Origin of the sequence: Novosphingobium sp. TH158 (genome assembly GCF_002855555.1) — a bacterium.
In the GTDB taxonomy this organism is placed as follows: domain Bacteria; phylum Pseudomonadota; class Alphaproteobacteria; order Sphingomonadales; family Sphingomonadaceae; genus Novosphingobium.
The window spans coordinates 2,590,130-2,603,254 of the sequence record NZ_PKRT01000001.1; the positions used below are offsets into that span (position 1 = coordinate 2,590,130).

Annotated in this window: 11 protein-coding genes; 6 read left to right on the top strand and 5 right to left on the bottom strand. The window is 68.2% G+C overall.

The window, feature by feature from the left end; translation table 11 throughout:
- Nucleotides 1–23 precede the first annotated feature (23 nt).
- Nucleotides 24–1,382: an SRPBCC family protein gene (locus C0V78_RS12805; RefSeq protein ID WP_101798065.1), complete on the top strand. Its 1,359-nt coding sequence runs from the start codon at nucleotides 24–26 to the stop codon at nucleotides 1,380–1,382.
- A 40-nt stretch (nucleotides 1,383–1,422) separates the two neighbouring features.
- Nucleotides 1,423–3,402, top strand: a complete 1,980-nt coding sequence (locus C0V78_RS12810) for a TonB-dependent receptor (protein WP_101798066.1) — start codon at nucleotides 1,423–1,425, stop codon at nucleotides 3,400–3,402.
- Nucleotides 3,403–3,411: 9 nt separating this feature from the next.
- Here C0V78_RS12810 and C0V78_RS12815 read toward each other — a convergent pair whose 3' ends face one another.
- From C0V78_RS12815 to hemC, 3 genes are read right to left on the bottom strand one after another with little or no spacing between them, the layout of a single operon-like run.
- On the bottom strand, nucleotides 3,412–4,305 hold the full coding sequence (locus C0V78_RS12815; RefSeq protein WP_101798067.1) for a hypothetical protein: 894 nt from the start codon (nucleotides 4,303–4,305) through the stop codon (nucleotides 3,412–3,414).
- Nucleotides 4,302–4,982 (bottom strand): uroporphyrinogen-III synthase, encoded by a 681-nt coding sequence (locus C0V78_RS12820; protein WP_101798068.1) that lies wholly within the window; start codon nucleotides 4,980–4,982, stop codon nucleotides 4,302–4,304. Before C0V78_RS12820 ends, C0V78_RS12815 begins: the two co-directional genes overlap by 4 nt.
- Nucleotides 4,982–5,917, bottom strand: coding sequence for a hydroxymethylbilane synthase (gene hemC, locus C0V78_RS12825; RefSeq protein ID WP_101798069.1), 936 nt, complete (start codon nucleotides 5,915–5,917; stop codon nucleotides 4,982–4,984). The genes C0V78_RS12820 and hemC overlap by 1 nt, the downstream gene beginning before the upstream one ends.
- Before the next feature lie 43 nt (nucleotides 5,918–5,960).
- Between hemC and tsaD the strand changes: the two genes are divergently transcribed.
- From tsaD to C0V78_RS12845, 4 genes are all read left to right on the top strand, one after another.
- The gene (tsaD, locus tag C0V78_RS12830) at nucleotides 5,961–6,989 is read left to right on the top strand and encodes a tRNA (adenosine(37)-N6)-threonylcarbamoyltransferase complex transferase subunit TsaD (RefSeq protein ID WP_101798070.1); all 1,029 of its coding nucleotides are present in this window, start codon (nucleotides 5,961–5,963) and stop codon (nucleotides 6,987–6,989) included.
- Nucleotides 6,986–7,978 carry an NAD(P)H-dependent glycerol-3-phosphate dehydrogenase gene (locus C0V78_RS12835; RefSeq protein ID WP_101798071.1) on the top strand — a complete coding sequence of 331 codons (993 nt, stop codon included), beginning with the start codon at nucleotides 6,986–6,988 and terminating at the stop codon, nucleotides 7,976–7,978. Before tsaD ends, C0V78_RS12835 begins: the two co-directional genes overlap by 4 nt.
- Complete coding sequence (locus C0V78_RS12840; RefSeq protein ID WP_101798072.1) at nucleotides 7,975–9,462, top strand: lipopolysaccharide biosynthesis protein; 1,488 nt, start codon at nucleotides 7,975–7,977, stop codon at nucleotides 9,460–9,462. The genes C0V78_RS12835 and C0V78_RS12840 overlap by 4 nt, the downstream gene beginning before the upstream one ends.
- 101 nt (nucleotides 9,463–9,563) lie before the next feature.
- Nucleotides 9,564–10,295: a hypothetical protein gene (locus C0V78_RS12845; RefSeq protein ID WP_101798369.1), complete on the top strand. Its 732-nt coding sequence runs from the start codon at nucleotides 9,564–9,566 to the stop codon at nucleotides 10,293–10,295.
- Here the strand turns inward: C0V78_RS12845 and C0V78_RS12850 are convergent.
- Together C0V78_RS12850 and uvrB are read right to left on the bottom strand one after the other, a co-directional pair.
- Entirely contained in the window at nucleotides 10,292–10,888 is a 597-nt protein-coding gene (locus C0V78_RS12850; RefSeq protein ID WP_144039897.1) for a hypothetical protein, read from the bottom strand. The two genes, C0V78_RS12845 and C0V78_RS12850, sit on opposite strands and share 4 nt — an antisense overlap.
- A complete protein-coding gene (gene uvrB, locus C0V78_RS12855; protein WP_101798074.1) occupies nucleotides 10,885–13,071 on the bottom strand; it encodes an excinuclease ABC subunit UvrB in 2,187 nt (728 codons plus the stop codon). Before uvrB ends, C0V78_RS12850 begins: the two co-directional genes overlap by 4 nt.
- Nucleotides 13,072–13,125: the final 54 nt, after the last annotated feature.

Genomic DNA, 13,125 nt, shown 5'->3' on the forward strand with positions numbered 1-13,125 from the left:
CCAGGATCGGGAGAACAGTCGTCGTGGCGGATATCAGTGGAATTGTCGAATCGGCGGATGATCTGGAAGCGCCGGTCACCATCGGCGTCGATGCCTATATCAGCGAAGACTATGTCCGGCTTGAACGCGACCGGCTCTGGCGCAAGACCTGGCTGCAGGCGGGCCGGGTGGAAGACATGCCGCAAGCCGGGTCGTTCATCACCTTCGACATCCTTGACGATTCGATCCTCATCGTGCGCGGCGAGGATGACCAGTTTCGCGCCTTCTGGAACGTGTGCACCCATCGCGGGCGGCGGCTGGTCGATACCCCCAAGGGCCGGCGCAACGCGCGCGGGCTGAAGAAGAACTTCGTCTGCGGCTTCCACGGCTGGACCTTCGACGGCAAGGGCACCTGCACCTATGTGCACGAGCGCGAACACTGGCAGGGCAAGCTGACTGCCGAGAACACCGATCTTGGCCCCGTGCAGTGCGACACCTGGGGCGGCTGGGTGTGGATCAACATGGATCCCGAGGCCGGCCCGCTGCGCGAATACCTCGAACCCGCGGCATCGATGCTCGATCCCTACCAGTTGCAGAACATGCGCTATCGCTGGCGCAAGTTCGTGGTGTTCGATTGCAACTGGAAGGTGGCGCTGGAAGCCTTCAACGAGACGTACCACGTTCCGGTGACTCACCCGGAATTCATGGAATTCGGCGATTTCCCCGGCTGGGCCCGCAACCAGGGGCTGCATTCGAACATCGGCTACGACGCGCCCAAGGACATGGAAGAGAACGCCGGCAAGCTGCGCGTCGGCACCGGCGATGCGCGCATCTCGACGGCGCAGATGCAGAACTACACCTGGGCAGCGGCGAACACCAACACCACGCAGACCATGGTCGATGTCGCCAACAGCCTCGTCGACGAACTGCCCGAAGGCACGCCCAATGCCGAGGTGCTGGGCTACTGGATCAGCCGCAGCAAGCAGATCGATGCGGAACAGGGCGTCGTCTGGCCCGAAGTGCCAAGCAGCCATACGGCGCAGGCGGGCACGGCCTGGCAGATCTTCCCCAATTTCCAGATCGGCCACGCGGTGAACAACATGCTGTGCTACATGGCGCGGCCCTACGGCAACGATCCCAACAAGTGCTATTTCGAAGCCGCCGTATTCCAGCTCTATCCCGAAGGCGAAGCGCCCGAAACGGACTGGGACTATACCGAGCCGGAAGACTGGCCGCCGGTCCTGCAGCAGGATTTCAACAACATGGCGGCGGTCCAGCAAGGCATGAAGAGCGGCGGGTTCAAGGGCACCTTGCCCAACCCCTACCGCGAACGGGCAATCCCCAGCCTGCACATGAACCTGGCCCGCTTCATGGGCCAGGGAACGCCGCGCAAGCTGAAGTAGGGCCTCCCCGGTGGGCGGGGGACGGTGTAAGCGCGCGGCCATGCTGCGTCGCCTTGCCCTGATTCCCGCCCTTGTAGCCGCCCCTGCCTGGGCAGAGGATCCGCCGATCCTCGTCACCGCAACGCGCGATGCGGGCGATGGCGTGCAGGTGGCTCAGGTCCGCTCGCTAGACGAGGTGCGCTCGTCCGCCGCCTCGGGCCGGATCGAGGACGTGCTGGCCAATGTGGCCGGCCTGCAGCAGTTCCGCCGGTCCGACAGCCGCTCGGCAAACCCCACGGCGCAGGGCATCACCCTGCGTTCGCTCGGCGGCAATGCCTCAAGCCGCACCGTGGTCCTGCTCGATGGCGTGCCGATGGCCGATCCCTTCTTCGGATCGGTGCCGCTATCCGCGCTGGTGCCCGAACGGCTCGGCCGGATCGAGGTGACGCGCGGCGGCGGTGCGGGGCCGTTCGAGGCCGGGGCAGTGGCCGGAACGCTTGAGCTGACCAGCGCCAGCCGGGACGAGGCCGGGCTGCTCAGCGCCTCCGCCTTTGTCGATGATCGCGGATCGAGCGAGCTTTCCGCCAGCCTTGCCCCGCGCCTTGGCGGCGGCCATGCCGTACTTTCCGCGCGCTGGGATCGCGGGCCGGGTTTCTGGACCACGCCGGCGGCGCAGCGCGTGCCGGCCAGTGTCAGGGCGCGATACGACAGCTGGTCCACCGCCCTGCGGGCCGTGGCGCCACTGGCCCCGGATGCCGAATTGCAGTTCCGCGCGCTGGTCTATGAAGATCATCGCACCCTGCGCTTTGCCGGGGCCGATTCCTCGATGAGTGGGCAAGATGCCTCCGTCCGCCTGCTGCTGCGGGGCGACTGGCAGGTGGATGCCCTGGCCTATGTCCAGGCGCGCGACTTCAGCAATGTCGTGATCAGCGCCATCACCTTCCGCAAGGCGCTGGACCAGTATGCCACGCCCGCGACCGGGCTGGGGACCAAGCTGGAACTGCGCCCGCCGCTCGGCGCCGGGCATGACCTGCGCTTCGGGCTCGACTGGCGGCATGGCTCGGGCGAGACGATGGAGGAAGCCTTCAACGCCAGTACCGGCGCGCTAATCGCCCGCCGGCGCGCGGGCGGGAGCCAGGGCAACCTGGGCCTGTTCCTGCGCCACGAATTCGCCGCCGGGCCGGTTACGCTGGGCGCCGGCGCAAGGGCCGATCGCTGGAGCCAGTCCCCCGGCCGCTTCACCGATGTCGTAACCGCCTGCGGCACGCTTGGCAGCCTTGCCGAACGCTCCGGCTGGGACGGATCCTTGCGCGGTTCTGCCCGGGTTCGCCTGGGCAGCGGCGTGACGGTCCGCGGTGCCGCCTATTCGGCCATGCGCCTGCCGACGCTTAACGAGCTCTACCGCTCGTTCATCGTCAACGCGGTGGCCACCTGCCCCAACGCGTCGCTCGCCAATGAGCAGTTGCGCGGCTTCGAAGGCGGGGTGGACTGGGCACCGTCGCGCAATTTCTCGCTGGGGGTGACCGCCTTCGACAACCGGGTGAACAAGGCCATCGCCAATGTCACCATCGGCAACAACCTGCGCGAGCGGCGCAATGTCGATGCCGTCCGCGCGCGCGGGATCGAGGCGCAGGCGACCGGCTGGATCGGTCAGTTCCACCTGCGCGGCTCGCTGGCCTGGACCGATGCCGAAATGGTCGGCAGCGGGCTATCCGCGACGCTCGACGGAAAGCGACCGGCGCAGACACCGCGCCTTGCCGCCAGCCTGAAGCTGGGGTGGAATCCCGCGCCGGACTGGCAGTTCGCCCTGATGCTGCGCCATACCGGCGCGCAGTTCGAGGATGATCTGGAAAGCGATGCCCTGCCTGCGGCGACCACGATTTCGGCCTATGCCGAAGTGCCGCTGGCCAAGGGCTTCGCGCTGGTATTGCGCGGCGAGAACCTGACCGACGAACAGGTCGTCACTCGCAACCAGTCGGGTTCGATAGACCTTGGCACCCCGCGCACCGTCTGGGCAGGGGTGCGGGTCAGCCTGCCGTGAGGAATAGCCTCAGATCGACGAGCCGGGCGGGACGATGACCGGGCTCGGCTGCTCGGCAGACTTGCCCGAGCTGTCGGCCGGGGTCACGCTTTCGAGCAGCGCGGCGCTTTCCAGCGTGTCGAGCGCCCTGCGCGCGCCATCATAGCGGCGGGCGGCGACAAGCCAGTCGCGCGCGGCGGCATGGCCGGGCATGGCCTCGATTTCCTTTGCCGCTTCGGCAATGCGCCCGGCCGAAAGCATAAGCCGCGCCCGCTCCAGCCGGTTCTGCGGGGCCGGGCTGGGGGCATCGTCGTGGCGCACGACGAACAGGGCGGAAAGCTCCTGCTGGGCGCGCTGCCAGAAGTCCCCGCGCGCCGGGATGCCTGCGAGGCGCGGGGCGATGACCTCAAGGTCGGCGGCCAGCGTATCGAGCGTGACGGGTGATTTGGCCGCATCGATCACCTGGTTTACCTCTGCACCGTGGCGCGCGTTGAAGCGCAGGCGCAGCTGGTCTTCCAGGTAGCCGAGCGGCGATCCCTTATCGAGCGCCCGCCGGGCGGCGAGGGCGACCAGCAGGCCTTCGGCGCGCGAGGCATTGCCCGATGCCGCCTGGGCGCGCAGGTCGATGCTGGCCAGACGCTGTTCAAGCGCCGCAATGCGCACCGCAAGCGCGGCTTCGGCGGCGGGAAGTTGGGCAATGGGCGGCGTGGCGGCGGGCGGGGCGACCGCAGCCGGGCCGGGCTGGTTAAGCAGGCGGTCCGGAGTGCGGCGCTCGATCGGCAGCAGGTCTGCCCAGGCAAGGTAGGCCACCGCAGCTGCACCCAGAACGAAAGCGAGAAACGCCATGGCCACGGCCAGCCGGCCGTTGCCGGTGCGGCGCGGCGTCAGGGGTGGCGGCGTGCGCGAGAGATATTTGTCGTTCATCGCGCGCGTTCTTGGCACATTCGCGCGGCAAGGGCCAGCAGCGCGGTATCGTTCGGGCTTTCGGCGGATTCGCAGGCCTGCCAGCCACGCCCCGCCGCTGCGGCAATCCGCGGGCCGAGTGCGGCCAGTGCAATCGTTTCGCGCGGCAGGCCAAGGCGGTCGCACTCGGCGGCAAAATGGCGGGCTGCATCCGCCGAATGGAGCAGCACCACGGGCGCGTTCTGCAATTCTTGCACCAGCGCTTCCGGCATGGCTTGCGGCTTGCTCGCATAGACCACCCGCTCCGCCATGCGGACTCCTTCGGGCGGAAGCAGATCGACGCGCTCTTCCCCGGCTAGGCGCAACAGGCGGGTGCCTGCGGGTATCGTGTCGAGCACGGCTTGCAAGCCGCCCCGGCCGCAACCGGCAACGGCGAACCCGGCTGCGCGCGCAGCCTCTGCCGTCGTCTCGCCAACGCAATGGACCGGCAAGTGCCGCAGCCCTTCGAGCCCCGCGCCGCCCTTGCGGAACACGTTGGCACTGCCCACCAGCAGGCCATCGAACCCGGCCGGGTCAGGCACGGCCCAGGGTCTCTGCTCGATGGCGAAAAGGGGAAAGCCCTGCGCTTCCAGCCCGGCAGCCCGCGCGGCAGCCAGCGTGGCGGCGCACCCCGGTTCCGGTCGGACGACGATCAGCATCAGCGCGGCGGATCGAAGCAGGCGGCAAGGCCGCCACTGGCGCGCGACAGCAGGTCTGCGGCAAGGCGCGCGGGGCCGGCTGCATCGCCTGCGGCAAAGCGCGCTTCGCCTTCCACCTTTTCCGCGCCGTCTTCCGAAAAGATCGCCGCACGCAGGACAAGGTCTGCGCCTTCGCTGCGGGTATGGACGCCCACCGCGCTGTGGCAATTGCCGCCCAGCGCCGCGAGCAAAGCCCGTTCCGCCATCAGCGCCCTATGGCTTGGCGCATGGTCGATGGCGGCAAGCAGGGCGCGCATTGCCGCATCATCGGCACGGCATTCGATGGCGATGGCGCCTTGTCCTGGTGCGGAGAGCCAGCCTTCAAGCGCCAGCGGCGTGCCGACCTCGGTCTGCCCCAGGCGGTTAAGCCCGGCCAGCGCCAGCAGCGTTACCTCTGCCTCGCCAGCCTCAAGCCTGCCGAGCCGCGTGGCGACATTGCCGCGGAAGGAGACTACCCGGCAATCGGGCCGCAGGTGCAGCGCCTGCGCGGCCCGGCGCGGGGCGCTGGTGCCGATGCGAGCTCCGGCCGGCAGCTCTGCCAGCGAGGCGGCGCCCACCAGCACGTCGCGCACGTCCTCACGCTCAAGCACGGCGGCGATGGCCAGCCATTCGGGCCGCAGCGTCTCGACATCCTTGGCGGAATGGACGGCAAAGTCGATTTCGCCGGCGTGGAGCCACTGGTCGAGCTCCTTGGTCCACAGCGCCTTGCCGCCGATCTCTGCCAGCGGGCGATCGAGCACCTTGTCGCCGCTGGCGGTCACGGGCACGATTTCCACTGCGTTAAGTGGCCAGCCATGCGCGGTGCACAGGCGGGCGCGGGCTTCTTCGGCCTGGGCCATGGCAAGCGGCGAGCGGCGGGTTCCGAGGCGGACAGGGGTTGTGGGCAGCGCAGTCATCGCCGCTTGTGCTAGTCGGCATTGTCTTTAAGGGAAAGTGAGGATGCGGGTAGTCCTCGGAATTGAATCGTCCTGCGACGAAACGGCAGCCGCGCTGGTGCGCGAGGATCGGACGATCCTTGCCCAGCGCATTGCCTCGCAGGACGAGGAACATCGCCCCTATGGCGGCGTGGTTCCCGAGATCGCCGCGCGGGCCCATGCCGACCGGCTGGCTCCGCTGATCGCCGCGACGCTTGCCGATGCCGGGATGCAGCTGGCCGATGTCGATGCCGTGGCCGCCACCGCCGGTCCGGGCCTGATCGGCGGGGTGATGGTCGGCCTGGTCAGTGCCAAGGCGCTGGCCATGGCGGGTGACAAGCCGCTGATCGCGATCAACCACCTGGAAGGGCACGCGCTTTCGCCGCGGTTGGCCGATCCTGCGCTGGCCTATCCCTACCTGCTGCTGCTGGTGTCCGGCGGCCATTGCCAGGTGCTCGAAGTGCGGGGCGTCGGCCAGTACCGCCGCCTTGCCACGACCATCGACGATGCGCTGGGCGAGGCTTTCGACAAGACCGCCAAGATCCTTGGCCTCGGCTATCCCGGCGGTCCGGCTGTGGAGCGGCTGGCGCGCGAAGGCGATCCCGGCAAGGTTCGCCTGCCGCGTCCCCTGCTGGGCAGTGCCGAGCCGCATTTCTCCTTCGCCGGGCTCAAGAGCGCCGTGTTGCGCGCCAAGGAGGCCGGCATCCATGCCGATGCCGATCTTGCCGCCGCGTTCCAGCAGGCCGCGCTCGATTGCGTGATTGATCGTACGCGCCACGCGCTCGGCATGGCAGGCGATGTGACCGCGCTGGTCGTGGCTGGCGGGGTTGCTGCCAACCAGGCGATCCGTACCGCCTTGCAGGAACTGGCGGCCGAACACGGCCTGCCCTTCGTCGCGCCACCACTGGCGCTGTGCACCGACAATGCGGCGATGATCGCCTGGGCCGGGGTGGAACGGCTTGGGCAGAACGATTCGCTGGACTTTGCCGCGCGCCCGCGCTGGCCGCTCGATCCCGATGCGGCCCCGGTGCGCGGTGCGGGAGTGAAGGCATGACCATCGGGGTGATCGGGGCAGGGGCCTGGGGCACGGCGCTGGCGCAGGTGCTGGCCAGCGATGGCACGCCGGTGCTGCTCTGGGCGCGCGAGGAGGAACTGGTCGCCGAGATCAACTCCGCCCACACCAACAGCCTGTTCCTGCCGAGCGCGAAGCTGGCGCAGACGATCACCGCAACCAGCGATCTGGCCGACCTCGCAGGTCTGTCCACGGTGCTGGCCGTCGCCCCGGCGCAGCACCTGGCGCGCGTGCTTTCCGGCCTGCCGGACAGGACGCGCGATCTTGTGCTCTGCGCCAAGGGGATCGAGGCGGGCAGCGGCCGGCTGATGGGCGAGGTGGCCGCGCAGGCCGCGCCGCGTGCGCGCCTTGCGGTGCTTTCCGGCCCGACCTTCGCGCACGAGGTGGCAGCCGGATTGCCGACCGCGGTGACGCTCGCCTGTTCGGGTGGCGAGGCGCAGTGGGAACGGCTTGCACCGGTCATCTCGCGGCCCACCATGCGGCCCTATTATTCCGACGATGTCATCGGTGCGGAGATCGGCGGTGCGGTGAAGAACGTCCTCGCCATTGCCTGCGGCGTGGTTGACGGGCTGGACCTTGGCCAGAACGCCCGCGCCGCGCTGATCGCGCGCGGCTATGCCGAGATGCTGCGCTTCGGCATGGCGCGCGGCGGGCGGGCCGAAACGCTGGCCGGGCTGTGCGGGCTGGGAGACCTGGTGCTTACCTGCTCATCCACTTCGAGCCGCAATTTCTCGCTGGGCAAGGCGCTCGGCCAGGGAATGACCGCCGCCGAGGCGCTTGCCGGCAAGAACTCGGTGGCCGAAGGCGCGCATACCGCCCCGGTGCTGGCCGATCTCGCCAGCCGCGAAGGGCTCGACATGCCGATCGTCCAGACCGTCAACGCCCTGCTTTCCGGCGCGATCGGCGCGCGCGAGGCCGTGGCCAGCCTGCTTTCCCGCCCGCTGCGCGCCGAAGGGCCGGGCACCGCGTGAGCGAGGCTGCCAACCAGGACATCGCCGCGCTGGCCAAGGGTGGGCGGACCAACGTGTTCGGCTTCCTGCTGCGCCTTGCCGCGCGCATACCCTTCCTGTTCATCGCCGGCCGCCTTTACAGCGCGGACGATGGCGGTGCGGCACTGGGGCGCTTTGCCTCGGCGCTGGTCGCGGTGGAATTTGCCGCGCTGATCTGCACCCTGGGCCAGAAGCGCGGGCTGGCGCAGCGCCTTTCCGAAGAGCCGCAGAACCCGGCGAACATCGTTGCCGATGGCCTGCTGATGTCTGCGATCATCGCCTTGCCGCTGGTCGCGCTGCTCTATGCCTTCCCGGTGCTGATGTTCCCCAGCGGCATCTATCACGAGCCGGACCTGCTGCTGCCGCTGACGGTGATCCCCATCGCCTTCACCGACATTGTCCTTGCCGCCCTGGCCTATCGCTTCGACATCGGAACGACCGTGCGTTCGCGCTCGGTGGTGGAGCCGTGGGTGCTTTCGCTGGCATCGGCGGCGCTCTATTTCGTCGTGCCGAAGGGCGGGCTTTCGCTGGCCTACATCGCCTCGATCGCGGCGGCCCTGCTTACCGCCCTGCTGCCGCTCTACCGCGCCTATGGCCTGCCGCACGAATGGAAGCCCCACCCGCTGCGGCTGGGCCGGGTGGCGCTGGCATCGGTGCCGCTGGCAATTGCCGATGCGGTGGAATGGGGATCGCGGCGGCTGGACCTTGCCATCCTCGGGGCCTTCGTCTCGCCTTCAGCGGTCGGCGTTTACTGGGCGGCGCAGCAGATCGCCTCGCTGCCGCAGAAGTTCAAGACCAGCTTCGAACCCATACTCGGCCCCGTCATCACCCGGTCGATCCGCGAAAACGACATGGCGGCGATTGCCCGGCAGGTCTGCCAGGTGGGCTTCTGGATCACTGCCGCGCAGCTGGGCGTGGCACTGGCGCTGGGCATCCCGGGCGAGGGCGTGATGGGGCTGATCGGGCCCGAATTCGTCGGAGGCACCGGGGCATTGGCGCTGCTGCTGCTGGCCGAAGTCGTCGCCGCGACGGCGGTCGTCAGCGAGGCGGCGCTGATCTACCTTGCGCGGATGCGCAACCTGATGATCTCGGTGGCGACGATTGTCTTGCAGATTGGCTTTTCGGTTGGCGGAATCCTGCTGGTCAAGGACATGGGCCTGAACGACAAATATGCCGCCGCGGCGGTTGCCGGCGGGCTGATGCTGTCGCTTGCCTGCGCGTCGATCGCCAAGTCGCTGGTGCTCTCGCGCATCCTTGGCGAAAGCGTGAACAACTGGCGGCTGTCGCTCGCCTGGGCGGCGATCCCGGCGATGGCCGTGGGCGCGGCGGCCGTCCTGTTCCTGCCCGAATGGCTGGCGATGATTGCTGGTATCCCGCTGATCCTGGGCGTTTACCTGTGGATCGTCTGGCACAAGTGCTTCGGCCCGGAAGACCGCGTGCTGTTTCGCAAGAACGTGGGCAGCTGAGGCCATTCGGCAAGGCTGGCCGATAATGCCGCCTCCACCTGCCTTCCCAATCCGGCCCCCATGTCCTATCTGGGATTCAGATACCGGATAGGATGAAGGCGATGATGCAGCAGATCGAAGCGAACTGGCCGGTGCTGGGGGCAGTGGCCCTTCTGGTGCTGTTGGTGGCCTGGTGGTTGCTCGCCCGGTCGAAGAAGCCTGCCCGGCGCGAATACCGGCCCGATGTGCTTGATGAAGGCGTTGCCCCGGCGCAGCGCAACCAGGCCTTGATCGACGCGCCGCCGGCTGCGGCCATCGATCCGGTGATCCCGGCCCCTGCCGCCGGCGTGCTGGGCGGCGTGGCCGAAGTGGTTGCCGTTGCCGCGCAGGATGTGGTCGAGGAAGCGGAAGTCGCCCGGGCCGCACCCCCTCCGCCCCCGCCCCCGCCGCCCGCACCGGAAACGCCCCCGCCGCCGCCCGAGCCCGAGGTTGAGCCGGCAGCGCCGCCTGCGCCCGAGATCGAACCCGCGCCGCCCATGCCGGAAGTCGAACCCGCACCTTCCGCGCCCGAGATTGCGCCGCCCGCGCCGACCCCGGCTGCGCCCGAAGCCCCGGTTGCCGATGATCTTTCGCGCATCAAGGGTCTTGGTCCCAAGCTGCAGGCGCTGCTGCCCACGCTCGGCATAACCAGCTATGCCCAGATCGCCGCGCTGACCGAGGCTGACCTTGCCGCGCTCGATGCCAGGCTGGGGCCTTTTGCCGGTCGCCCAGCCAAGGACAACTGGGTGGAACAGGCCAAATACCTTGCCACCGGTGATGTCGCCGGTTTCGAGGCGCTGTTCGGGAAGGTCTAGCCTTCGGCGCCCTCTTCGGGCGGCGCCTCGCTGGCCGAAGCATCGGGCAGTTTCGCGCCGCCGCGGCAATCGTCGAGCAACTTGCCGGGAAGCGATGACGCCGGCCAGCGCAGCGTGCCGCCGCCGGGCAGCGTTGCCGCCACGCCCGCGCCGCCCTTGATCGCTTCCACCGCCTCGTCGAAGGCGCTGGCCGTTCCCTGCCATTCGCCGGGATCGCCGGCGCGCACCACGTCAAGCGGCACGCGCGCGACATGGCCATTGCCCTCGATGGCGAAGAAGGCCTTGGCCCCCTGCTCGGCGCGGGTGAAGCGGGTGAAGCGGACCGTCGCGTCCGGACTTGCCCGCCGCTCGCAGGAAATCACCAGCAGCGGCCCCTGGCCCGGCGCGGCGAAGGCAACCGACCCGTCCGCCCGTGCAGACCAGACCGTGCCTTCGGGCTGCTTCGGTGCCTCGCGCAGCGGCGCGGGGTCGGACGGGATGACCAGCCGCTTGGGGTTTTCCGGCGATTGCTGCGCCTCGTCTCCGCCGGGAGAACAAGCGGCAAGGCCGAGGAGGGCGAGAAGGGCGAGGGAGGCTGTCTGGCGGTGAATCACCGCCCCCATTTGCGTTGCGACTTGCCGTAACGCAACTTGCGCGTCCCCGGTTTTCCCTCGTTGCTGCGGCCGACGCGCGGTGCCTTGTGCTCGCCCTCGGGCAGGCCGAGTTCGGTGGCTTCCAGCCTTCGGATTTCGTCGCGCAGGCGGCCGGCTTCCTCGAATTCCAGGTCGGCGGCGGCAGCCCGCATGCGCTTTTCCAGGTCCTCGATATAGGCGCGCAGGTTGTGCCCGACGAGGTTGTTGCGATCATCGTCTTCCAGTTCGACGACAACGCCGTCGCGGCTGGCCGTATCGGCCACGATATCGTGGATGTTGCGCTTGATCGTTTCGGGCGTGATACCGTGCAGTTCGTTGTAGACGCGCTGCTTTTCGCGGCGGCGGTCGGTTTCCGCCATGGCGCGTTCCATGCTGCCGGTGATCCTGTCGGCATAGAGGATGACCCGGCCATCGACATTGCGCGCGGCGCGGCCGATGGTCTGGATCAGCGAGGTTTCGCTGCGCAGGAAGCCTTCCTTGTCGGCATCGAGGATGCATACGAGCCCGCATTCCGGAATGTCGAGGCCTTCGCGCAGCAGGTTGATGCCCACCAGCACGTCATAGACGCCAAGGCGCAGGTCGCGGATCAGCTCGATGCGCTCCAGCGTTTCCACGTCGGAGTGCATGTAGCGCACGCGCAGGCCCGCCTCGTGCATGAACTCGGTCAGGTCCTCGGCCATGCGCTTGGTCAGCGTGGTGACCAGCGTGCGATAGCCCTTCGCAGCGGTCTGGCGGCATTCCTCGATGCAGTCCTGCACCTGGTCCTCCACCGGGCGCACCAGCACCGGCGGGTCGATCAGCCCGGTGGGGCGGATCACCTGTTCGGCGAAGACGCCGCCCGCCTGCTCCATTTCCCATGCGCCGGGGGTGGCGGAAACGGCCACGGTCTGCGGGCGCATCGCATCCCATTCGTTGAAGCGCAGCGGGCGGTTGTCGATGCAGCTGGGCAGACGGAAGCCGAATTCGGCCAGGGTGATCTTGCGGCGGTGGTCGCCCCGCGCCATCGCGCCGATCTGCGGCACCGTCTGGTGGCTTTCGTCGACGAACAGCAGGGCATTGTCCGGCAGGTATTCGAACAGGGTCGGCGGCGGTTCGCCCGGCAGTCGCCCGGTGAGGAAGCGGCTGTAGTTTTCGATCCCGGCGCAGGATCCGGTCGCGGCGATCATCTCCAGGTCGAAATTGGTGCGCTGTTCCAGCCTCTGCGCCTCAAGCAGCTTGCCCTCGGCATTGAGTTCCTTGAGCCGCTCGGCCAGCTCGAAGCGGATCGCCTCGCTCGCCTGCTTCATCGTCGGGCCGGGGGTGACGTAGTGCGAATTGGCGTAGACCCGCACCTTTTCCAGGCTTTGCCCCTTCTTGCCGGTCAGCGGATCGAATTCGGAAATCTCCTCGATCTCGTCGCCGAAGAAGCTGATCCGCCAGGCCATGTCCTCGTAGTGGCTGGGGAAGATCTCGAGGTTATCGCCCCGCACGCGGAAGTTGCCGCGCTGGAAGGCGGCGTCGTTGCGCTTGTATTGCAGGGCCACCAGCTTTCGGATGATCTCGCGCTGGTCCTCGGTGCCGCCTTTCTTCAGGTCGAAGATCATGGCCGAATAGGTTTCGACCGAGCCGATGCCGTAGAGGCAGCTTACCGAGGCAACGATGATCACGTCATCGCGCTCCAGCAGGGCGCGGGTGGCCGAATGGCGCATCCGGTCGATCGCCTCGTTCACCGAGCTTTCCTTCTCGATGTAGGTATCGGTGCGCGGCACGTAGGCTTCGGGCTGGTAGTAATCGTAGTAGGAAACGAAATACTCCACCGCATTGTCGGGGAAGAAGCTCTTCATCTCGCCATAGAGCTGCGCGGCGAGGATCTTGTTGGGCGCAAGGATCAGCGCGGGGCGCTGTGTCGCCTCGATCACCTGCGCCATGGTGAAGGTCTTGCCCGAACCGGTCACGCCCAGCAGCACCTGCGTCACCTCGCCATTGCCGATGCCCTCGACAAGGTCGGCAATGGCGGTGGGCTGGTCGCCCGCCGGTTGGTAATCCGAAACGATGCGGAACGGCCGTCCCCCGTCCGATTTCTCGGGACGTGCCGGCTTGTGGGGCACGAACGAGCCTGAGGTGTCGGGCTCTGAAAGGCCACGCCGGATGATGAGTTCAGCCATGCGGGGGATATGGAAGCGCCGGGTTTGTTGTGCAATGCCCGCTTCGATCCGTCG

Excerpts from the sequence above, each read along its gene's own strand:
- tsaD (WP_101798070.1), top strand. The coding sequence starts at position 5,961 with ATGCGGGTAGTCCTCGGAATTGAATCGTCCTGCGACGAAACGGCAGCC.
- C0V78_RS12810 (WP_101798066.1), top strand. The coding sequence starts at position 1,423 with ATGCTGCGTCGCCTTGCCCTGATTCCCGCCCTTGTAGCCGCCCCTGCC.
- C0V78_RS12820 (WP_101798068.1), bottom strand. The coding sequence starts at position 4,982 with ATGCTGATCGTCGTCCGACCGGAACCGGGGTGCGCCGCCACGCTGGCT.
- uvrB (WP_101798074.1), bottom strand. The coding sequence starts at position 13,071 with ATGGCTGAACTCATCATCCGGCGTGGCCTTTCAGAGCCCGACACCTCA.
- hemC (WP_101798069.1), bottom strand. The coding sequence starts at position 5,917 with ATGACTGCGCTGCCCACAACCCCTGTCCGCCTCGGAACCCGCCGCTCG.
- C0V78_RS12845 (WP_101798369.1), top strand. The coding sequence starts at position 9,564 with ATGATGCAGCAGATCGAAGCGAACTGGCCGGTGCTGGGGGCAGTGGCC.
- C0V78_RS12815 (WP_101798067.1), bottom strand. The coding sequence starts at position 4,305 with ATGAACGACAAATATCTCTCGCGCACGCCGCCACCCCTGACGCCGCGC.
- C0V78_RS12835 (WP_101798071.1), top strand. The coding sequence starts at position 6,986 with ATGACCATCGGGGTGATCGGGGCAGGGGCCTGGGGCACGGCGCTGGCG.